General features: G+C 56.7%; 17 protein-coding genes. 6 read left to right on the top strand and 11 right to left on the bottom strand.

Annotation, left to right across the window (positions count from 1 at the left end):
• The first annotated feature begins 80 nt into the window (after positions 1–80).
• The 4 genes from ACOSDR_RS08330 (at position 81) to ACOSDR_RS08345 (ending at position 3329) form a co-directional block, all read left to right on the top strand.
• On the top strand, positions 81–242 hold the full coding sequence (locus ACOSDR_RS08330) for a hypothetical protein (protein WP_420730941.1): 162 nt from the start codon (positions 81–83) through the stop codon (positions 240–242).
• Between the two features lie 114 nt (positions 243–356).
• Positions 357–1634 carry a phosphoribosylamine--glycine ligase gene (gene purD / locus ACOSDR_RS08335; protein ID WP_420730943.1) on the top strand — a complete coding sequence of 426 codons (1278 nt, stop codon included), beginning with the start codon at positions 357–359 and terminating at the stop codon, positions 1632–1634.
• A 12-nt stretch (positions 1635–1646) separates the two neighbouring features.
• Positions 1647–1934, top strand: coding sequence for a hypothetical protein (locus ACOSDR_RS08340; protein WP_420730944.1), 288 nt, complete (start codon positions 1647–1649; stop codon positions 1932–1934).
• Positions 1935–1982: 48 nt separating this feature from the next.
• On the top strand, positions 1983–3329 hold the full coding sequence (locus tag ACOSDR_RS08345) for a TldD/PmbA family protein (RefSeq protein WP_420730945.1): 1347 nt from the start codon (positions 1983–1985) through the stop codon (positions 3327–3329).
• Positions 3330–3333: 4 nt separating this feature from the next.
• Here the strand turns inward: ACOSDR_RS08345 and ACOSDR_RS08350 are convergent, their stop codons facing one another.
• From ACOSDR_RS08350 to hemC, 3 genes are read right to left on the bottom strand one after another with little or no spacing between them, the layout of a single operon-like run.
• Entirely contained in the window at positions 3334–4620 is a 1287-nt protein-coding gene (locus ACOSDR_RS08350; RefSeq protein WP_420726180.1) for a heme biosynthesis protein HemY, read from the bottom strand.
• The gene (locus tag ACOSDR_RS08355) at positions 4617–7052 is read right to left on the bottom strand and encodes a uroporphyrinogen-III synthase (RefSeq protein ID WP_420730946.1); all 2436 of its coding nucleotides are present in this window, start codon (positions 7050–7052) and stop codon (positions 4617–4619) included. The genes ACOSDR_RS08350 and ACOSDR_RS08355 overlap by 4 nt, the downstream gene beginning before the upstream one ends.
• Positions 7036–7959 (bottom strand): hydroxymethylbilane synthase, encoded by a 924-nt coding sequence (gene hemC, locus ACOSDR_RS08360; RefSeq protein WP_420726178.1) that lies wholly within the window; start codon positions 7957–7959, stop codon positions 7036–7038. The genes ACOSDR_RS08355 and hemC overlap by 17 nt, the downstream gene beginning before the upstream one ends.
• Positions 7960–8112: 153 nt before the next feature.
• Here hemC and ACOSDR_RS08365 point away from each other — a divergent pair, with 153 nt between their 5' ends.
• Positions 8113–9105: an NAD(P)H-dependent glycerol-3-phosphate dehydrogenase gene (locus ACOSDR_RS08365; protein ID WP_420726177.1), complete on the top strand. Its 993-nt coding sequence runs from the start codon at positions 8113–8115 to the stop codon at positions 9103–9105.
• 55 nt (positions 9106–9160) lie between these two features.
• On the opposite strand, the gene ACOSDR_RS08370 is transcribed toward ACOSDR_RS08365, so the two are convergent.
• From ACOSDR_RS08370 to ACOSDR_RS08385, 4 genes are all read right to left on the bottom strand, one after another.
• Positions 9161–12550 carry an efflux RND transporter permease subunit gene (locus tag ACOSDR_RS08370; RefSeq protein ID WP_420726176.1) on the bottom strand — a complete coding sequence of 1130 codons (3390 nt, stop codon included), beginning with the start codon at positions 12548–12550 and terminating at the stop codon, positions 9161–9163.
• On the bottom strand, positions 12547–13731 hold the full coding sequence (locus ACOSDR_RS08375) for an efflux RND transporter periplasmic adaptor subunit (protein WP_420726175.1): 1185 nt from the start codon (positions 13729–13731) through the stop codon (positions 12547–12549). Before ACOSDR_RS08375 ends, ACOSDR_RS08370 begins: the two co-directional genes overlap by 4 nt.
• A 65-nt stretch (positions 13732–13796) precedes the next feature.
• On the bottom strand, positions 13797–14390 hold the full coding sequence (locus ACOSDR_RS08380) for a PadR family transcriptional regulator (RefSeq protein WP_420730947.1): 594 nt from the start codon (positions 14388–14390) through the stop codon (positions 13797–13799).
• A 99-nt stretch (positions 14391–14489) separates the two neighbouring features.
• Complete coding sequence (locus ACOSDR_RS08385; protein WP_420726173.1) at positions 14490–14921, bottom strand: DUF1178 family protein; 432 nt, start codon at positions 14919–14921, stop codon at positions 14490–14492.
• Between the two features lie 103 nt (positions 14922–15024).
• On the opposite strand from ACOSDR_RS08385, the gene ACOSDR_RS08390 reads away from it, so the two are divergent.
• Positions 15025–15570, top strand: a complete 546-nt coding sequence (locus ACOSDR_RS08390) for a class I SAM-dependent methyltransferase (protein ID WP_420726172.1) — start codon at positions 15025–15027, stop codon at positions 15568–15570.
• Here ACOSDR_RS08390 and ACOSDR_RS08395 read toward each other — a convergent pair.
• The 4 genes from ACOSDR_RS08395 to ACOSDR_RS08410 all read right to left on the bottom strand — a co-directional run bounded on the left by ACOSDR_RS08395 (position 15567) and on the right by ACOSDR_RS08410 (position 20118).
• Complete coding sequence (locus ACOSDR_RS08395; protein WP_420726171.1) at positions 15567–16415, bottom strand: ABC transporter permease; 849 nt, start codon at positions 16413–16415, stop codon at positions 15567–15569. The genes ACOSDR_RS08390 and ACOSDR_RS08395 overlap by 4 nt on opposite strands.
• 16 nt (positions 16416–16431) lie before the next feature.
• Positions 16432–17313: an ABC transporter permease gene (locus tag ACOSDR_RS08400; protein ID WP_420726170.1), complete on the bottom strand. Its 882-nt coding sequence runs from the start codon at positions 17311–17313 to the stop codon at positions 16432–16434.
• A gap of 103 nt (positions 17314–17416) precedes the next feature.
• Positions 17417–19066 (bottom strand): ABC transporter ATP-binding protein, encoded by a 1650-nt coding sequence (locus ACOSDR_RS08405; RefSeq protein WP_420726169.1) that lies wholly within the window; start codon positions 19064–19066, stop codon positions 17417–17419.
• A gap of 14 nt (positions 19067–19080) precedes the next feature.
• Positions 19081–20118 carry an ABC transporter permease gene (locus tag ACOSDR_RS08410; RefSeq protein WP_420726197.1) on the bottom strand — a complete coding sequence of 346 codons (1038 nt, stop codon included), beginning with the start codon at positions 20116–20118 and terminating at the stop codon, positions 19081–19083.
• Positions 20119–20167 lie beyond the last annotated feature (49 nt).

Raw genomic sequence — 20167 nt, forward strand, 5'->3', positions numbered from 1 at the left:
TCCTGGGATACCCACCGCGTCCGGTTCATCGCCCCGGGGGCGGGGTACTACAGGTTGAAACCAAGCAGGAATCCGGCTTGATGACGTTACGAATTGTCGGGCGCGGGTTAAGACGGTTTGTCAATGCCGGGGAAAATGCTATTCCGGGATTCTTCGGGCCTGATTCCGCCAGCATGTCCCCGCAGGTGCCGGAACCAGACATACCGGCTGAAACGGATCACAGCGGTGCAATGATCGCATGATCCAAGGTCCGAAGACGGCGGTGCCAGATCGGCCCGCCGTCATCGTGTTCCATGCTGGGTCGGCGCGCCTGATCAACGTCGACGTCCAACCGCATTTAGATTGGGAGAAACCATATGCGTTGTCTTGTCATCGGCTCTGGAGGGCGTGAGCACGCATTATGTTGGGCCCTTGCGGCATCGCCTCTGTGTGACGCATTGTTCTGTGCGCCGGGCAATGCAGGTATCGCCCAGGATGCCCAATGCCGCCCGGTCGCCGTCGATGATTTTGACGGAATTGAGGCCCTGATTGCGCAAGAGGCGATTGATTTTGTCGTCGTCGGTCCCGAAGGGCCCTTAGTGGATGGTCTGGCAGATCGCCTGCGCGCGAAAGATATTGCCGTCTTCGGGCCCAGTGCCGCCGCCGCCGCACTGGAAGGATCCAAGGGGTTTAGCAAAGACATCTGTGCAAAATACAACATTCCAACCGCCGCCTATGGTCGGTTTACCGATGCGCAGGCTGCCAAGGACTATATCCGTTCCCAGGGTGCCCCGATTGTTGTAAAGGCCGATGGCCTGGCCGCCGGAAAGGGCGTCACCGTCGCAATGACCGTCCAGGAGGCATTGGATGCGGTGGATGCTGCCATGGTGAACGGCATCTTTGGTACCGCTGGGACGGAAGTGGTCGTCGAGGAATTCATGGAAGGGGAAGAACTGTCCTTCTTTGCGCTGGCGGATGGTGCAACGGCACTGCCCTTGGCATCTGCCCAGGATCATAAGCGTGTAGGCGACGGTGATACCGGGCCCAATACCGGCGGCATGGGTGCCTATTCCCCGGCACCTGTTTGTACGCCAGAGATGGAAGCCCGAATCATCCGGGAGATTCTGACCCCGACAATCGATGCAATGCGAGCAGAAGGCGCCCCCTTCCAGGGCGTGCTTTTCATCGGCTTGATGATCACAAAAACCGGTCCCCGGGTGATTGAGTATAATGTCCGGTTCGGAGATCCGGAATGCCAGGTCCTGATGATGCGCCTGCAATCAGATTTGCTGCCTGCCCTGCTGGCAACGACCAATGGCACATTGCGCAATTTTGATCTGCGTTGGCACGCGCAGTCTGCCATGACCGTTGTGCTGGCCAGTCAGGGTTATCCCGGCACCTATCAAAAAGGCACCGTGATCCGCAATATAGAGGGCGCAGCGGCCGCACCCGACGTCGTCGTGTTTCATGCCGGAACCGCGCGCAATGACGCCGGGGAGCTGATCGCAACCGGGGGCCGTGTGCTGACCGTGACGACGATGGCACCGACAATTACCGAGGCAAGAAACCGCGCCTATGCCGCAGTTGACCTGATTGAATGGCCGGAAGGGTTCTGTCGCCGCGACATCGGTCATCGCGCGCTTAATCGTGAATAAGGGATACAGGCGATGCCGGACGCCATTGCACGCAGCCTGGATAAAGTTTCAATTCTGCTGGGCCTGCCTGTCTGGATAATTCTTCTGACACTGGTCTTTTTGATCGTCATGACGATTGGAATACGACTGTTGGCGCGCAACAGTGATGATTCGGAATCCAAACTGGACTGGCGCCGGGACCCGGACGAAATGGCGGACATCTCCCCCAATCTGCGCCGGGCGCGGATGCAAATGATCGGTGCGGGCCTGGGAATGGTGGCACTGCTTTTCATTGCCCTGCTTAGCCTGCTACAAGACTGACACGCTGATCCACCCAAGTGCACAGCCCAGAAAATAGAAAGACATACCATGACCGTTGAGACCGATCCGCTTGTCCTGATTCAAGACCTTGTTGAGCGCGCCCTGAAAGCAGGCGCCGATTCAGCGGATGCGGTCGCCGGACTGTCGACCAGCATCAGCCACGCTCAGCGGCTTGGTAAAACAGAAAAACTGGAACGTCAGGAATCCCAGGACCTTGGCTTGCGGGTGCTGATTGGTAAACGCCAGGCGATAGTTTCTTCCAATGACTGGAAACCGGACGGATTGGCGCTGTTGGTGGAGCGTGCCATCGCCATGGCTAAAACCGTCCCGGAAGACAGCTTTTGTGGCATCGCAGATCCCGATCAGATCGTTGGCGACAATTATCCGAAGCTGGAAATGTTTGATCCACAGGAACCCAGCGCCGAGACCCTGATCGCCCGGGCGACGGAAACAGAAGATGCGGCCCTGGCCGTCGCCGGGATCACCAATTCTGAAGGGGCAGAGGCCTCCTGGGGCCAATCCCGCATCGCATTGGCCGCCAGCAATGGTTTTGCCGGGCGCTATCAAGGCAGCAATCACAGCATTGCCGTGTCCGTTCTGGCAGGAACCGGTACTGCCATGGAATCAGATTATGACTATTCCAGCGCAATATTCGGATCTGACCTGACCGATCCGGTAGAAATTGGCCGCAGCGCAGCAGACCGCGCCTTAAAGAAACTTGGCGCGCGCAAGCCCCCTTCGGCAAAGGTGCCGGTCGTGTTCGACCCCCGCGTTTCCGGAGGGTTGGTGCGCCACCTGACCAGTGCAATCAACGGGGCTGCGATTGCCAGGGGCACCTCCTTCCTGAAAGACAAAATGGGTCAGGCAGTCATGTCATCGGGAATTACCATTGTCGATGATCCCCACCGTGCGCGCGGCCTGGCGTCCAAACCCTTTGATGCGGAAGGTCTGGCAAACAAGCGCCGCAATCTGGTTGAAAATGGCATTCTGCAAACCTGGATTCTGGATTTGCGCGCGGCCCGGCAATTGGGGTTAACATCGACGGGGCACGCCAGTCGCGGCACCAGCAGTCCCCCATCACCATCGACCACCAATCTGCATCTGGAGACTAGCACCGTTTCCCCAACAGACTTAATATCCGATATCAAAAGCGGGTTCTATATCACCTCAGTGATGGGTATGGGCGTGAATATGGTGACCGGTGACTATAGCCGCGGGGCTTCCGGCTTCTGGATCGAAAACGGACAGATCGCCTATCCGGTGAACGAAGTCACCATTGCTGGCAATCTAATGGACATGTTCCTGGCAATGACGCCAGCGGATGATCTGGATTTCAAATACGCCACCAACGCGCCGACCATTCGCATAGACGGCATGATGGTCGCAGGAACTTGATTGATTACAGTGAGCGCCGTTCCAGATCCGTCCCCTGAACGGAGGCGATGTCATTCAGTCGTGCTGGAACCTTAAGATCAGGTTCGACCTGTATCTTGGATTCCGCTTCCGACGCCCTTTTTAACCATCGATGCGCCGCCGTCAGATCACCATGTTCAGCCTCTTCAAGCCGCGCCCATAGCCGACACAGAACTGGCGGAACAGGATCCCCCAGGATATCCGTCGCCTTCGCCAAATGGGTGCGGGCCTCCCCCCACAGGGAGGCATCCAGGGCCGCATCGGCTAAAGCGATATGACTTTCCGCCGCATCCGGTGACAGCGACAGCAAAGTCTCAAACCGTTTCACCTTTGCAATCGGGGTGGCATCACTTGCCGCCAAATTGCGGTATGCCTGTGCCAGAACCGGCGTGGGCTGTTGTTTCCAGGCGGACTCGATCAGTTTTTCCGCCTTTCGGGTATCGTTGCCCTGCTGCATCAAATCGGCAGCCAAAGCAACGGCAGCGTCATTGGACGGGTCTGCCTTCATCGCCTTTTTGACAATTTTCAGCGCGTCCCCATTCTGACCGGACTCCTTAAGGCGCGCGGCCTGACGCAGGGACAAGCGTGCCCGCAATGGTTTTGCTTCCTCGGTAGATAATGCCCCGGTTTTTTCCGCATCTTCCAGCGTCGCCAGAGCGCGATTCCAGAAACCGGCTTCCATTTGCAGGTCCAACAATTCCAACAGCACCCATTTCGCCGATGGCCGCAGCTTGCGCGCATCTTCCGCCAAAGCCAGCGCGCGTTCGGAATCTCCGTCGCGCAAGGCCTGTGTCATCAATCCCCGAATGCCCAGGAAGGACACTTCCGGATTGCCACGCATATCTTCGAAATACTTTGTCGCTGCCTGATTATCGCCGTTCAACTGGGCGGATTGGGCCTGCAACAATTTCGTCAGCGGCGCCTGGGTCAATAGATCCGTGGACCGTCGGGATTGACGCTTTGCCTCAACAGCGTCGCCGGCTGCAACAGCAACCATGCCCAGCGTCAGGGCGCGATACCCTTTCATTTCCCGAATGGCTTTGCGATGGGCGCGCCATCGACCGGGGAAGCGAAACACAGTCTGGCGAATCCGCTCTGCATAGACCAACAGCAAAACAAACAACAGCACGATCAGGGCGAAAACCCCGACTGGCATATCAACCGCCCAGCCCTGCCAGTCAAAGGATACACGTCCTGGATTCGTCGCAAAGAACACCGCCAAGGCACCAAGGACACCAATCTTGATCAGAAAGAAAAATACGCGCCACGTCATGACGGATCTCCCGATTTGGCAGGTTCGGGTTCAGGTGATGTCGCAGGGGCCGGGGCAGGGGCAGGGGCAATCGCCAGTCCCGCAGCAACGGCATCGCGCAAATCCGTCAATGCAGCCTCAGCCGCCAATCGCGCCTCAGCCTCATTCAGCCAGGCCGCGATGGTTTCAGACGTTTCCCGTCCCTGGGACAGGGCGGCGACAGCGCTGGCCAGATCCCCCCTGTTCAATGCGGCTTCTGCGCGGCTGACTGGCGGGGCATCTGCAGCTTCCCCTTTCTTCCGGATGGAAACCAGGGACCGCGCCCCCTCCATCAAAACATCCAGGACATCGCCATCGGTGCGGTTGACCTCGGACTGCATCGCGGGTGCATTCTGCTGAAAAGCAGACATCAACGCCGCACGGGTTACCACACCCCGGGTGGCATAGGGCTGCAATTCGGCAACGGCACTCTTGATAGCCGCATCACCCCTGGCCAAACCAGTCAACCGATCCAGGGCATGAGTAAACGGACGGCCCGCAGATAAAGCGGATTCTACATCGCCAACGGCCAAAGCAAGACCGGCCTGGGCTGCGCCTTCCAGAGCGGGGCGGGCTTTCAGAGCTGCGATATCTTCTGCATTCTGTGCCGCTTTCGCATCCACGCCGGCCAGACCAGCCGTGGCACGCTCTGCCTCTTTGCTGACCTGTTCCAGCATGCTTTCAATAACGCCCATACGCTCCAACAGGCGGGCGCGGGTTGTCTCATCCCGTTCGACCGATGCGGCAAGGGCATTGCGCGTTTCCGTCAGGGCATTAGCCGTTTCTTCACGGATCGCCTGCAAGGATTCTGCCGCATCACTTAATGCCTCAACATCATTTTCCAGACTGTCCAATCGGCTGGAAATGTCCCCTGGGACGACCGCGCCATCCCCCGTCGCGACCGGGCGTGACTCTACCTGTGACAATCGATCAGAAATCGAGGAGAGCGTCGCCTCTATATCAGAGGGGATATCCCCGGAAACTGCCACCGCGGGCGGCTCCACATACTGCGCCAGATGTGTATCGACATAGGGGCCCCAGACGGGCCGTGCAACAACCGCGACGAGCGCCACACCGGCGACCAACAAAGCGAGCTTTCCTGAACTGTTGGGGCCAGACTCACCTGCGCCAGAGGCGGCCGTCGGTGTTGATTGCGATGGAGCATCTGATTGTTGTTCAGCATCGGGACGATCTTCATCATCCAGTGCTTCATCAGGCGTCGCCTCTGCAGCCTGCCCCCCCGCGTCTTCAGTCCAGGGAGACATCACTGGTTCAGACACCGCCGGTTCAGACGCCTCCGGATCAGATGCGGTTGGGCGCTTTTCCGCAGGCATGGCGACACTGAGGTCAATCTGATGGGCCGAGGCGGCGGTTATGATATCGCGCCACCGGTTTTCCGGGATATGGCCCCGGTTCTTCCATCCCTGTACCGTACTGACCGCGACATCCAGCTTGTTTGCCATGGGGCGAATACCCCCAAAAGCATCAATTACGGCATCGGTATCAAAATCACTGACCGCTTCTGCGACGTCAATAGATGCATCATCCTCATTCGAATCGGTTTCAGGGGTACTGATTTCGGGGGCATTCTTTTCATCAACACCCTCGTCGCTTTTCTTGTCGTCAGCCATTGTCATCATCCTACCCAGTTGATTTCCGACCCCAAACAAGGCCTTGATCTCTGCGATCAGGGCGGGCGTATCGGGTGTTGCCGCACGCTTGATCCCCAACCATTCTATTCGCGCCGCAGCCTGCGCAACAGCGTCACTTAAGCAAACCGCCGAAACCGTACGCGCACAGGGTGCACGTCCTTCGCCTTGAAGTACAGTAACAAACGACTCCGCCGTTCGGGGAGAAAAAAATGTCACCGCAGCAATGCGCCCCGTATCCAATGCCGAGCGACAGGCTTCGCTGAACGCCTGTGTTTTTACGGATCGATATAGGGCAACACGCTTGACCGTGTAGCCCAGCGATTCCAAATCACCCTTTAAATCACCCGCCGTAACAGAGCCCGCCGCATGAAACAGGGCGCCGCCTTGAACCGGAAAGCGCGCGCGCACGGTCTCTATCAAGGCCTCCACATCGCCGCCGGATGCCTCAATATCCTCAAACCCTGCCTCGGTTGCGGCCTGGGCACTGCTGGCACCAACCGTCACGACTGGTAGGTTGCGCACCGAACTGATCCTGGCGAAGGCCCGAACGCCATTCGCGGATGTAAACAGAATCACGCGGCAATCCGTCAGATCAACCACGACATCGGAGACAGGCTCAATCCGCAGCATCGGTTCGACCAGCGCATCAAATCCCTCTGCCCGCAAGGCATCGACCAATCCAGTCGCATCCTCTACCGGTCTGGTAATCAGGATCAGGGGGCGGTCCACCTGCGCGACATCCAGATCAGTCGAAGAAACCATCACCCATCTCTTTCAACAGGGCATGCCCGGCGTCCTGCGCCAGGGTGACAGCCTGATCCACGGGCCCTGACCGTTCCACCGTCAACAGGCGCGCGCCATCTTCCCGGGCAACCAGGCCCCGAAACCGAACCGTCGACCCACTGATTTCAGCAAGACCGGCAATGGGCGTGTGGCAACTGCCATCCAGGACATCCAGAAAGGCCCGTTCCGCATGAACCCGAAGCTGGCTTTCACCATGATTCAACGGGGCGAACAATTGGGCCAAATCAGATCGCGCGCTGGCAATCGTGACCCCCACCGCACCCTGGGCACAGGCTGGCAACAGGGTTTCGACCGCCAGCGGGGCCGTTGCCAGATGCGCCATGCTCAAACGATTCAGCCCTGCCATTGCCAGCAAAGTCGCATCGGCGACGCCTTCTTCCAGCTTGCGCAGACGGGTTTGCACATTGCCCCGGAACAAGACGACTTCTAAATCCGGGCGCTTTGCCAGAATCTGAGCTTTCCGACGCAGAGAGGATGTTCCAACTTTGGATCCGGGCGGCAAGGCCTCCAGACTATCGGCCTTATGGCTTAAAAAGGCATCGCGGACATCCTCCCGCTTCAAAACACATGTCAGCGATATTCCCTCGGACAGCCAGGTTTCAACATCCTTCATCGAATGGACCGCCGCATCACACCGGCCATCCATAATGGCGCGATCCAGTTCTTTGGTGAACAACCCCTTACCCCCAACCTCCGCCAAGGCCCGATCTTGAATCTGGTCGCCAACCACCGTGATTTCAGCGATTTCGACCGTCAAACCGGGATTTGCCGCAATCAATCGATCGCGAACATCATAGGTCTGCAACAACGCCAGGGGTGAGCCCCGCGTGCCAAGGGTGACGGAAGTCGGTACAGTCTTGCTCATAAAACAAACCTCACACAGTAAACCAGGACATGGATTATCATGCCCAAATGAGACAAATGCCAAGAGAACCTGTAGCGCATCCGGACGTCATAGGCTACATCCTGACGGTGATGAAATCAGTTGCGTTCGAATTATCTGTGTGAGGAACCAAGAATGTCAGGCCATGTCGCAATTTTAGGGGGCGGTGCCTGGGGCTCTGCCCTGGCCTGTGTTGCACGCCGGGCGGGTCATCCGGTCCATGTCTGGGTCCGCGACGCCGAAACAGCGGCTTGTATTCAAGACGGGTCAAACCCCATCCGCCTGCCAGGTATCCCCCTGGCGCGCGGCATTACCGCCGGAACAGACTTGGCCTTTGCCGTGTCGGGTGCAGACTGTATCCTAATCGCGGTCCCCGCCCAGGCCCTGCGATCCGTCGCCCGGGCAGTCGCCGCCCATGTGCCTTCAGGCATGCCCATTGCGATTTGTGCAAAAGGTGTGGAACGCAAAAGCCTGAAGCGTATGTCGGAAGTCCTGGCGGAAGAAATTCCTGCTGCGCGGGCCTGTATTTTCTCTGGACCGACCTTCGCCGGAGAGGTCGCAAAGGGATTGCCCACGGCGATAACACTGGCGGCACAGGATCTTAAAGCCGCTGAAATTATCCAGACCGCCGTTGGATCCGGCAGCCTGCGCGCCTATCTGTCGGACGACCCGATAGGCGCGGAAATCGGTGGTGCCGTGAAGAACGTCGTCGCCGTTGCAGCGGGGATCGCGACCGGGCGCGGCCTGGGGGAAAATGCCCGCGCTGCCCTGGTCAGTCGGGGCCTGGCGGAAATGATGCGCCTGGCCGTGGCCGAAGGAGGACGGGCGGAAACCGTCATGGGCCTGTCCGGCGCCGGGGACTTAATCTTAACCGCGATGAGTGCAACATCCCGGAACACTTCTTTTGGCATCGCGCTGGGGGAAGGCCGGTCCGCGCAATCAACCCTGTCCCAGCGCAGCGCCGTGACCGAAGGATACTGGACAGCCCAGGCCGTTGTTGCCCTGGCAGCGCGTGCGGGCATTGAAATGCCCATCGCCCAGGCCGTCAATTCAATCCTTGGGGGCGATGTCGACATTGACGAAGCGATTGGAAAATTACTGGAACGCCCCGTCACTGTTGAATTCTGATGTTACAGCATCATGCACTCGTATGAGTTCACACATAATGGTTCTACCAAAAGCCCTATTCAGCCGGGACGCCAGGTTTATCCCCAGATACCACGTCTTCCCTGTTTTCAGGTGTTTGGGTGCGTTTGGACCGGCGGCTTAAATTGTCGCGCATTTGCAGCCAGCAGGGTGTGACAACCAGGGTCAACAATGTCGCAAAGGCGAGACCAAATACAATCGCCGTAGACAATTGCACCCACCACTGTGTTGACGGTGCCCCATGCGACACATGACGGGTTACAAAGTCAATATTGACCTGCATTGTCATAGGCAACAGTCCCAGGATCGTCGTCACCGTTGTCAGCATCACTGGCCTTAGGCGCTGTGCCCCGGTCCGCAGTATCGCATCCCGCACCGTGGCGGACGATTTCTTCAATTGATCAAATGTATCAATCAACACGATGTTGTTATTCACGACAATCCCAGCCAGGGCGATGACGCCAATTCCACTCATAACGATGCCAAAGGGCTGGGAAATAACCATCAGGCCGATCAGAACCCCAGCAGTCGACATGATGACTGCAAACAGGATCAGGAAGGCTGAAAAGAAGCTGTTGAACTGGGTCACAAGAATGATCGCCATCAGGAACAGCGCGACGGCAAAGGCCTTGACCAGGAAGTCCTGAGCCTCCTGCTGTTCTTTGTCCTCACCCTTGAATTCCACAAAGACCCCATCTTTCAGGGGGCGTGATTCAAACCACTCCCGCAAATCCTTCACAATTGTATCGGGCAACAGTCCTTCCGCCACATCTGCACGGACGAACCCAATGCGGGATCCATCAACACGGCGCAGAATACCGGTATTGGGCTGGGCCGTGCGCGTAACAAAATTCCCAGCAGGAATGCGCCCGGACTCCGTCGTCACACGCAACCGGTCCAACTGATCTATGGACCGGAACTGCTCCGGGAACCGGGCGACAATATCGACCTCTTCATCGCTGTCATCAGGGCGATAATCAGAAATCTTCAGGCCATTTGTCACCAGTTCAATAAAGCTTCCCAGAACACCGATACTGGCGCCAAACTTCGATGCCTGCGCCCGATCAACCTTGTATTCCCATTGGATACCCGGAATGGGCCTTGAATCTTCGATATCGGTCAGCCCGTCGATACTGTCCAGTTTTTCGCGAACCTGTATGACAGCTTCATCCAACAGGTCAATATTCCGGGCCGTTAATTGAATCTGGATTGGTTTCCCGACCGGAGGACCGGATTCCTCTTCACGGACCTCAACAATAATTCCAGCCAGATCGGCGGTGCGCTCGCGAATATCTGCCTTGATATCCGCCGCCGGGCGCCGCAACTCCCAGTCCTTAAATTCAATCGATATCTTACCGATGACGTCTTCTGCTTCGTCATCCCGAACCGGAAAATTGCCGCTGGATACATAAACAGATTTAAACTCGCCCGTTTCGGCTCCCAAGGCCAGAACCCGATTCTCAACCTGGCGGGTCAAGGCATCTTTCTCGTCAACAGCAAGATTGCCCCGGGCATGTACATTCACAATCATCAGTTTCGGTTCAATTTCCGGGAAGAACTCAACGCCATGGCCTTTGACCTGATAGAGTGCAACCGTCCCCACCAGCGTGCCTGCCGCTAACAACAGCACCAGCCAGGGTGCCCGCAGACAGAGGGACAGGACAGAAACGTAAACACCCGTCAAACCGCCGACCTTGCTGGGATCCATGGTCTGGTCAACATCGCTGTCGTCAAAATTTGAAGGGCCGGCCAGCGCCTGAGCCTTTTCCGGGTCCCCTTCGACACGTTCCAGCAGTCGCCCGACAACACCGCCTAACCAATACCCCAGAACAACCCCCAGCACAGCACCAACCAAACCCAGAACGGGCGCGATTGGGGTATTTGGTCCCATTATTTCAATGGCTATGTCAGAGACGATCCCAAATCCCACCACAGCCAGCGCGAGGGTCATCACCACACGCACCACCACGGCCAGATTGGCCCCAAGGACGGGTACGAAAATTAATGCCATCGCCAGCGACGCCGTTAATGTTGCAATCAACGTAATGGGCAGGAACTTCATGAACTCGCCGACTACACCGGGCCAGAACAACAGGGGAAGAAAGGCCGCCAAGGTAGTCGCCGTGGACGAGATAATGGGCCAGGCCATCCGTTTTGCCGCCATGCCGTAAGCGGTCTGCTTGGGGACGCCTTCCGTTAGTTTCCGATCCGCAAATTCTGTGACCACAATCGCGCCATCAACCAGCATCCCGACGGCGAGGATCAGCGCGAACAATACGACCACATTGACCGTCAGCCCCATAATGGAAAGGGCCATGACCCCGGCCAGAAATGATCCCGGAATAGCCAATCCAACCAACAGGCCACCACGCACACCCAGCGCGCCGACAACCACAATCATCACCAGCAAGATCGCAGATAAAACATTGTTCTGCAGATCCGTCAGCATGGTTCGGATGTCTTCGGATTTGTCATTGGAATAGCCAACGGTCAGACCGTGCGGCCAATACGGGCGTTCCTGCTCAACAATTTCCTGCACGGCGGCAATCGTCTCAATGATGTTTTCCCCCGTGCGCTTCACGACTTCCAGGCCCAGGGCCGGATTGCCATTGACCCGCGCAAAGGTGGTGGGATCCTTGAAACTGCGGCGAACCTGCGCAACATCGCGGACCCGAACGATGGCGTCCCCACTGTTCACGATAGGCAGGTCCAGAATGTCATCGGCAGATTCAAACAGACCCGGCACCTTAATGGCAAAGCGCCCGCTGCCGGTATCCAGCGCACCCGCGGCAACCAGACGATTTGACGCCCCGACCCGGGCCAAAAGATCTTCAGGTTCCAGGCCATAGCTTTCCACCAGTACAGGGTCTATCAGAACCTCGACAACCTCTTCACGCTCTCCCGTGATGTTGACTTCCAGAACGGTTTCCAGGCCTTCAAGCCGATCCTGCATGTCCCGTGCAATCCGCAACAACATGCGTTCCGGCAAATCACCCGATAAGGTGACGACCAGCACGGGAAACAGACTTAAGTTAACTTCATTGACGGTGGGATCATCTGTATCTTCCGGCAGATCGGGACGCACCAGATCCACCTTATCGCGCACATCGCTAAGCGCCGTATCAGAATCAAATCCTGCTTCGAATTCCAAAAGAACGTTGGCCCCACCTTCATATGCGGTGGAGCGCATTTCCTTTGATCCCTCAATCCCGCGCAATTCCTGTTCCATGGGGCGCACCAGCAGGCGTTCTGCATCTTCCGGCGAAATCCCCTCGTGATGCATGGAGACATAGATGATCGGGATATTGACGTCTGGATCAGATTCTTTCGGGATGGTGATATAGGATATTGCGCCGGCAACCAGAATGAATGCCAGAAGCCCCAGAACGGTCCGGGAATGTGACAGGGCGGCGCCGATAATGCTCACGAACGATCTCCCGTCGTGTCGCCGACACTGACCGCCGGGGCGGGATTGGCCGGTGAGCTGGGATCTGTTGAAAGATCATCCGCCTCTACCGCCTTCACCTTAACACCGGGCGCGACAAATGCCTGTCCAACAGTGATCAGTGTCACCTGTTGCGGCAGTCCATCGATCCACATGCCATCGGCCGTATCCTCAACAATGTCGATTGGATAGAAAATGACCCGGCTTTCCGCATCAATGGCCTTAACGCCTACCGTACCCTGATCATCCAATGTCAGCAGCGCTGGGGAGATCAGATGTGCCATAACCTGCTGCGCGGGTAACCTGACTTTTGCCGTCACACCGTCCCGCAGGACAGCATTTTCATTCTCAACTTCCAATTCCACTTCGAATGTCCGGGTAGCATTATCCGCCGTTGTCGCGATCCGGCTGACGATTCCGGTCAGGCTTTCATGTGACACCAGGTCAATCGGCGCAACGACCCCCATTTCAATGCGACTGATTTCTCGCTCGGACACCTGAATGGTTACAACGATGGGGTCAAAATCAACAATCCGCGCGATTTCATCGCCCCGCTGAACATAGTCCCCAACCTCAACTGCCCGGGATTCAATGATCCCATCGAACGGGGCTTCCAGCGTGGTGCGCGCCAAGTCCACCCGGATTTCCTCCAGTGCTGCCTTCGCAGAAGACAAGTTGGCCTCAGCTTCCGACCGGGCCGATTCTGTTTGGAACCCTTTGCCTGCCAATTTCTTTGCCGCGTCATATTCAATCGTGCGCTGGCGCACCAGGGCCTCTGCCTTGTTCAACTGGGCATACCGATCACTGGGCGCCAGTTTCACCACCAAAGCACCCTTATCCAGGCGGCTGCTGACTTCCGCCCCAATTTCTATGACACGGCCTTCTGTTTCCGCACGCAATACAGCGCGCCGATCCACTTCAGTCCGACCGGTATAGGTCAGGATCGCCCGATGCGGCACAGCTGATGAATCCTTGATACGAACCGACGGCAGCTCCTTTGGAGCAGAGTCTGCCGGAGCGTCCGCCGCGGCATTCTGCGCCTCGGTCGTGCCCTGGGCGCTGGCGAATGGGTCATTTTCCATCTGCCCTGAATAAATCCAAGCCACCGACAGGACCGCCAAAGCCACTGCTATGATCAAAGAGGGTTTCAATCGCACCTTCATCGGTCTTCCTTTGTCAGGTCCAGGAACCACAGCCAAACGCTATGGTTCCCAATTCAGGGTCACTGTTATTCCGCCGCAGATGACAGGGGAGATTTTGCGTATCCCGCCACTGCTATGAACGCCTCTCTATTGGCAACCAGATAGTCCAAGGAAGCCTGATATACGGCCATCCCAAATCCCAACACCAGACTGCGCCCCATCGTCTTTTCAAACTGCGTGCCACATTCCGCCATATGATCCAGTTTTTCCCGGTAATAGGCGATGCGGGCATCAATCACGCGGGCAATCCAGTCTGGGCTCTGCCAGTCTGCAAAAAACAATACGAAAAGCAGGTCAGATTTGATCTTATCCTCGCTGGGAATCTTTTCGCGCATCGCCGCTTCCAAATGGGACCACCCGGCATCCGTGATGTGATACACCTTCTTGGCCGGTCGCTTTTCCTGCTGATGGGCCGTGCAGGTCACAAGGCCTTCCTTGGTTAATTTCGTCAACGCGGGATAGATCGAGCCGAAACCCCCTTCTGCAAAGTGACTGAAGGGTCCCTCTTCAAAAGATTTCCGGATTTCATATCCGCTGGCATCCCCCAACATCAGGACGCCTAGACAGGTGGTTTTAATATCCATCATTCCCCGTGTGCTGAGCGCACGATTCTTTCCCAAACGCAGTATCGCCTTCGGGCAGAAGGGAAATATCCCATCTCAATTTCTATATCAAGTAAAAATATATCAAATTGATATATAGCGGATTAGGGTGTGCCTTCAGTTCTCTTTGGCTTCTTCAATCCAGGGAATTGCTGCTATGGGCACGCCCTCCTCAACCAGCTCTTGGGCTTCTTCACCGGTCGTTTCGCCATAGATCCCGCGTTGTTCGGTTTCGCCATAGTGAATTTTCCGGGCTTCTTCGGCAAAGCGGGTCCCCACATTTTCGTGGGTGCTTTCAATTTTTTCCCGGAATTCGCGTAACGTTTCCCGGGTTTTGCGCATGACTTCCGCCTGAGCCGACGATTGCGTTTTGCCTGAAGAAATATTCGGGCGGCTCAACGCCTTTTCAATCTTATGGCTGCCACAGACCGGGCATTCGATATCCTTGGCGGCATTCTGTGACTCGAAAGCGCCAGAATCCTTGAACCAGCCTTCAAATTCATGATCTTTCTGACACCGTAGCGTAAAACAAATCATCGTTTCGACCATTTCTCTATCAACGCCTCTTTGGGCAACGCCTCTTTGGGCATAAGATATGATTTGGCCCCGAACGCCACCGCTTGCAAGAAAAATTCCAACTATGGGAGCCCCCATGTCAGACCATTTAGTAACGAAACATGCCGGATTTCAGGACCCAAGCCCCTGGATTATGCGCTGGGCGGATTTGGCCCCGACGGGCATGTCCGTTCTTGACCTGGCCTGTGGGGGCGGACGTCATGGCAGGCTGTTCTTGGACCGTGGATTTCCTGTGACCTTTCTGGATCGAGATATCAGTGCGGTTTCCGATCTAACCGATCAGGCCGGGGCGACATGCCTTCAGGTTGACCTGGAAACAGGCGCGCCCTTCCCCTTAAGGGCACACAGTTTCGGGACCGTGGTTGTGACCTGCTATCTGCATCGCCCTATTCTGCCCGATATCTTAGACACGGTCGCAGCCGGTGGCATTTTGTTGTACGAAACTTTCGCCCAGGGCAACCAGGCCTATGGCCACCCGGCGCGCGAATCCTATTTGCTAGCGGAGGGTGAATTGCTGGATGCCGTGCGACAGAAATTCACGGTGCGCGCCTACGAACATGGTTATGACGCCATACCAAAGCCTGGCATTCGCCAACGCATCTGTGCAATCCGGAAATCTTAAGGTTTCAGCTTGTATCCGGTGGCCAGCAGGCGGGCCGCGATTGAATAGAGAACCAGGAACAGCCCGGCCGTCACTGCGGCGCTGAGCCAGGGATCTGATTCCAAGCGTCCGGTTGCGGACCAGCGAAAGCCATCCACCAGATAGTAAATCGGATTAATCTGAAAAACGGATCGCCAGGGTCCTTCCGGCACAGCGCTGAGCGGGAAGAACGTGCCGCTGAGAAAAATCAACGGCAGAACGACGAAGGTTTCCTTGCCAGAGAATGAATCCCATTTCTTGGAGAAGACAGCGCCAATCAGGCCCAGCATGGAAAAAATACCGCCTGCGATGCACAGAAAATACACCGCTGCCAATGGATGGACAGGCAGGCGCAGCCCGAACAAGGACATAACCAGCCAAATGAAAAGGCCTATGGAGACCGAAACCGCAATTGCTGTCGCCAGATAGGCGGTCAAAATCTCCATCGGTGTCAGGGGGGCCCCCAGGATATCCTGCAGCCCGCCGCTTTCCAATTTGTCGAACATGATGGAATAGCCTGTGGTTTCCAGCGCCCGCTGCATAACGGCAGAAATCACCAATCCGGCCCCCAGAAATTCCAGGAAATTCCATCCATCCACCGCCATACCCTGTTCCCCGGCGGCCAGGGAAAAGACCGTAGCGAACAATGCGGCCTGAATAGCGGGCCCCACCAGTGCCATACCAAACCAGCGCAATTCGCGAATTGCCTCGCGTCGCATCAGGCCAAGCAAGCCCACCCAATTGACCCGCCCGAAATGACGCGGCCGGGGAATGGCCCCAAAAATGGACGCAACACGCGCCACTGGGTCGGATGAAGGTGCAGACATGCCCGCGTTGCTTTCGTTAATTTTTCAGCTTGTAGCCGGTTGCAACCATCCGCCAGGCAATCAGCGCCAGGACCAAATTTATGCTGAACATAACCAGCATGCCCAACCATGTCGGTGCATCCGCCACGCCAATCATGCCGCTGCGAAACCCGTCGATCATATAGAAGAACGGATTGAAATACGCGATGGTGTGAAATGGCTCGGGCAGTCGCTCAATCGAATAAAAGGTGCCGCTTAAGAATGCGAATGGGGTGATGACGAAATTGGTGATCGCCGCCATATGATCGAACTTATCCGCCCAAATCCCACCGATGATCCCGATCAGGCTGAGCATCAGGGACGCGGAAACCGCGTGATAGGCGACCAGTCCCCAATTGGCGACATGAAAGGGCACGAAAATCCACATGAACAACCCGGTCGTCATCCCAACAAGCAGGCCCCGGGAAACCCCGGCCAGCGCATAGGCTGACACCATCTCTATGGAATTGATCGGCGGCATCAAGACATCGACAATGTTCCCTTGAACCTTGGATATGACCAAAGAGGAAGATGTATTGGCGAAAGAATTCTGAACCATCGCCATGACAATCAGACCGGGTGCCAGAAACACGGGGAACAGGACGCCCCGAACCATCTCAACAGCATGCCCCAGCGCCAGGGAGAAAATTGCCAGAAACAGCAAAGTCGTCACGACCGGCGCGGCAATCGTCTGGGTCGCGACATTCAGAAAACGCCGCACTTCCTTCATATACAGACTTTGCCAGCCAATCCAATTGACGCGCCCAAAGCTGCGGGGTCCCAGATGTCGGCCAGCCTTTGATGTACCGCCCTGGGATACGCCAGACTGTTCCGGCGTATTCGACGCAGCATTCGGGGTTATCTCGCGAGTCAAACTCATGGACAGGCCATCCTGTATCGGTTTCTAGGAAGTGTGCTAGAACCTAATACCCCACCCCTGAAACACAAGCCCCCTGTTGGCACAACCCCCTGAAGAGCGGGATCTAAACCGCTACAACGCCGCTTTCGTCGGCCAACAGATCGAAGGATGCGGCCATCAGGGCCTTGGTATAGGCGTCCTTGGGCTGATCAAAGATTTGTGCGGATGGGCCGGATTCTACGACCTTTCCATCGCGCATCACAATGACCGTATCGGCCATCGCACGCACGACTTTCAAATCATGGCTGATGAACAGATAGGCCAGCTTGTGTTTGCGTTGAAGGTCACGCAACAGATCGACGATCTGTGCCTGAACCGACATATCCAGGGCCGATGTCGGTTCGTCCAGAACCATGAAACGGGGCCGCAGAATCAAGGCCCGGGCGATGGCGATGCGCTGGCGCTGGCCACCGGAAAATTCATGGGGATAGCGATGGCGGCTTTCAGGGTCCAACCCGACCTCTTTCAGCACATCAACGACCATCGCATCGCGGTTTTGGGCATTTTCACCGATTTTATGAACTTCCAACCCTTCGGCGATGATTTCACCCACCGACATGCGGGGGCTTAGACTGCCATAGGGATCCTGGAACACCACCTGCATGCGGCGGCGCAGGCCCCGCAGGGCGCGGCCATCCACAGCCTCAATAGGCACCCCCTCAAAGGCAATCCCGCCTTGAGACGAAATCAGGCGCAACAGCGCCATTGCCAGGGTTGTCTTGCCCGACCCGCTTTCCCCCACAACGCCAACCGTTTGACCTTCATGGACTGTGACATCGATGCCATCTACGGCCTTGATATGGGACACGGTGCGCCGCATCAGCCCTTTCTTGATCGGGAACCAGACCTTGACCCCATCGCCTTTCAGGATCAGCGGCGCGCCTGGCGCAACGGGTTCTTTCTTCCCCGTTGGTTGGGCTGCCAACAGCGCCTGTGTGTAAGCATGCTGCGGGGACTGGAACAGGGCGGTGGTATTGCCGGTCTCCACAATCTCCCCCTGTTGCATGACGCAAACCCGGTCGGCGATGCTTCGCACGATCCCCAGATCGTGGGTGATGAACAGCATCGCCATGCCGGTTTCCTGTTGCAGGTCCTTCAACAGTTTCAGGATCTGCGCCTGGATTGTGACATCCAGCGCGGTCGTCGGTTCATCGGCGATTAACAGGTCTGGCTCATTCGCAAGCGCCATGGCGATCATCACCCGCTGGCGCTGCCCGCCTGATAATTCATGAGGATAGGCACTCAGCCGGCTTTCAGCATCGCGTATCCCAACCTTTTCCAGCAGTTCAAGCACCCGCGGGCGAGCCTTCGCCCGGTTATAGCCCTTGTGAATGATCAGTGCTTCGGAAACTTGCTTTTCCACGGTATGCAACGGATTCAGGCTGGTCATCGGTTCTTGGAAGATCATTGCGATGGCATTGCCCCGGACCTTGCGCAATTCGGGTTCCGCCGCGCCCAGCAGGTCCTTGCCCTTAAACAGAATGCGACCATTGGGATGGCTGGCGGCTGGATAGGACAGCAATTGCAGGATCGACAGCGCGGTTACAGATTTCCCGGACCCGCTTTCCCCCACCAAAGCCAGCGTTTCCCCCTTGTGAATGGAAAACCCAACATGACGCACAGCCTCTATCGTGCCACCTGGGACCTGAAACGCGACAGAAAGGTCTTCGACTGTCAAAAGCGGCTGAGCCTGAGTGTCGTCGGTAGGGGTCATGGCTGTGCCTGTTTCTATTTAGCTGTTTTAGTATCAGTTTTCCGGGGATCGAAGGCGTCGCGCACACCCTCCCCGATGAATACCAGCAAGGTCAACATGATCCCGATGGTAAAGAAGCCCGTCAAGGCCAACCAGGGCGCCTGCAGGTTTTCCTTACCCTGCTTCATAAGCTCCCCCAGGGATGCCGATCCCGGCGGCAGGCCAAATCCCAGAAAATCCAAGGCCGTCAGGGTCGTCACCGACCCCGTCGTGATGAAGGGCAAAAAGGTGATGGTCGCCACCATGGCATTGGGCAAAATATGGCGCAGCATGATGGTTCGATTGCCAACGCCCAACGCCTTTGACGCACGCACATAGTCAAGATTGCGCGCTCGCAGCGTTTCCGCCCGCACCAAGCCGACCAGCGCCGGCCAGGAAAACAGCATCATCAGCAATAACAGCCACCAGAAATTCGGCTCCACAATAGAGGCCAGGATGATCAACAGATACAGGGTCGGCAGGCTGCTCCAAATCTCAATCCCGCGCTGGCCCAACAGATCAATCAATCCACCGAAATAGCCCTGGATCAGGCCTATCGCGATCCCGATCACGGAACTGACCGCCGTCAAGGCCAGACCAAACAGAACTGAAATGCGAAAACCATAGATCAGGCGAGCAACAACATCGCGGGCTTCGTCATCGGTACCCAGCCAATGATTGGAATCCGGTGCCGTCGGCGCAGGGCCGGTCAGATCATAGGCCGGCGTATTGTTGCCATAGGGAATCAAGGGCATCAGATACCATCCCTTTTCCCGGATCAGGTCCTGCACTGCGGGATCGGTATAGACCGCCTCGGACTCAAAAAAACCGCCATAGGTGGTCTCTGGCACCTGCTGCACAATGGGGACGTAAAAGCTGCCATCATAATAGACCAGAATGGGTTTATTGTTGGCGATCACATCCGCAAATAATGAAAAGACAAAAAGCACGAGAAACAGGATCATCGACCAAAAGGCCCGCCTGTTATTCTTGAAATGATCGATACGCCTGCGGGTGATGGGCGACACCCGCATACCCAGAAAACTATAGCGGGGGATGGTGTCTGCTTGCGGGGAACCAGTG

This window comes from Hwanghaeella sp. 1Z406 (assembly GCF_048892425.1).
Classification (GTDB): domain Bacteria; phylum Pseudomonadota; class Alphaproteobacteria; order UBA8366; family Aestuariispiraceae; genus Pacificispira.

What these genes read in the sequence shown, in the direction of transcription:
- ACOSDR_RS08330 (WP_420730941.1), top strand. Translation starts at nt 81, where the DNA reads ATGACGTTACGAATTGTCGGGCGCGGGTTAAGACGGTTTGTCAATGCC.
- purD (WP_420730943.1), top strand. Translation starts at nt 357, where the DNA reads ATGCGTTGTCTTGTCATCGGCTCTGGAGGGCGTGAGCACGCATTATGT.
- ACOSDR_RS08340 (WP_420730944.1), top strand. Translation starts at nt 1,647, where the DNA reads ATGCCGGACGCCATTGCACGCAGCCTGGATAAAGTTTCAATTCTGCTG.
- ACOSDR_RS08345 (WP_420730945.1), top strand. Translation starts at nt 1,983, where the DNA reads ATGACCGTTGAGACCGATCCGCTTGTCCTGATTCAAGACCTTGTTGAG.
- ACOSDR_RS08350 (WP_420726180.1), bottom strand. Translation starts at nt 4,620, where the DNA reads ATGACGTGGCGCGTATTTTTCTTTCTGATCAAGATTGGTGTCCTTGGT.
- ACOSDR_RS08355 (WP_420730946.1), bottom strand. Translation starts at nt 7,052, where the DNA reads ATGGTTTCTTCGACTGATCTGGATGTCGCGCAGGTGGACCGCCCCCTG.
- hemC (WP_420726178.1), bottom strand. Translation starts at nt 7,959, where the DNA reads ATGAGCAAGACTGTACCGACTTCCGTCACCCTTGGCACGCGGGGCTCA.
- ACOSDR_RS08365 (WP_420726177.1), top strand. Translation starts at nt 8,113, where the DNA reads ATGTCAGGCCATGTCGCAATTTTAGGGGGCGGTGCCTGGGGCTCTGCC.
- ACOSDR_RS08375 (WP_420726175.1), bottom strand. Translation starts at nt 13,731, where the DNA reads ATGAAGGTGCGATTGAAACCCTCTTTGATCATAGCAGTGGCTTTGGCG.
- ACOSDR_RS08385 (WP_420726173.1), bottom strand. Translation starts at nt 14,921, where the DNA reads ATGGTCGAAACGATGATTTGTTTTACGCTACGGTGTCAGAAAGATCAT.
- ACOSDR_RS08390 (WP_420726172.1), top strand. Translation starts at nt 15,025, where the DNA reads ATGTCAGACCATTTAGTAACGAAACATGCCGGATTTCAGGACCCAAGC.
- ACOSDR_RS08395 (WP_420726171.1), bottom strand. Translation starts at nt 16,415, where the DNA reads ATGTCTGCACCTTCATCCGACCCAGTGGCGCGTGTTGCGTCCATTTTT.
- ACOSDR_RS08400 (WP_420726170.1), bottom strand. Translation starts at nt 17,313, where the DNA reads ATGAGTTTGACTCGCGAGATAACCCCGAATGCTGCGTCGAATACGCCG.
- ACOSDR_RS08405 (WP_420726169.1), bottom strand. Translation starts at nt 19,066, where the DNA reads ATGACCCCTACCGACGACACTCAGGCTCAGCCGCTTTTGACAGTCGAA.
- ACOSDR_RS08410 (WP_420726197.1), bottom strand. Translation starts at nt 20,118, where the DNA reads ATGCGGGTGTCGCCCATCACCCGCAGGCGTATCGATCATTTCAAGAAT.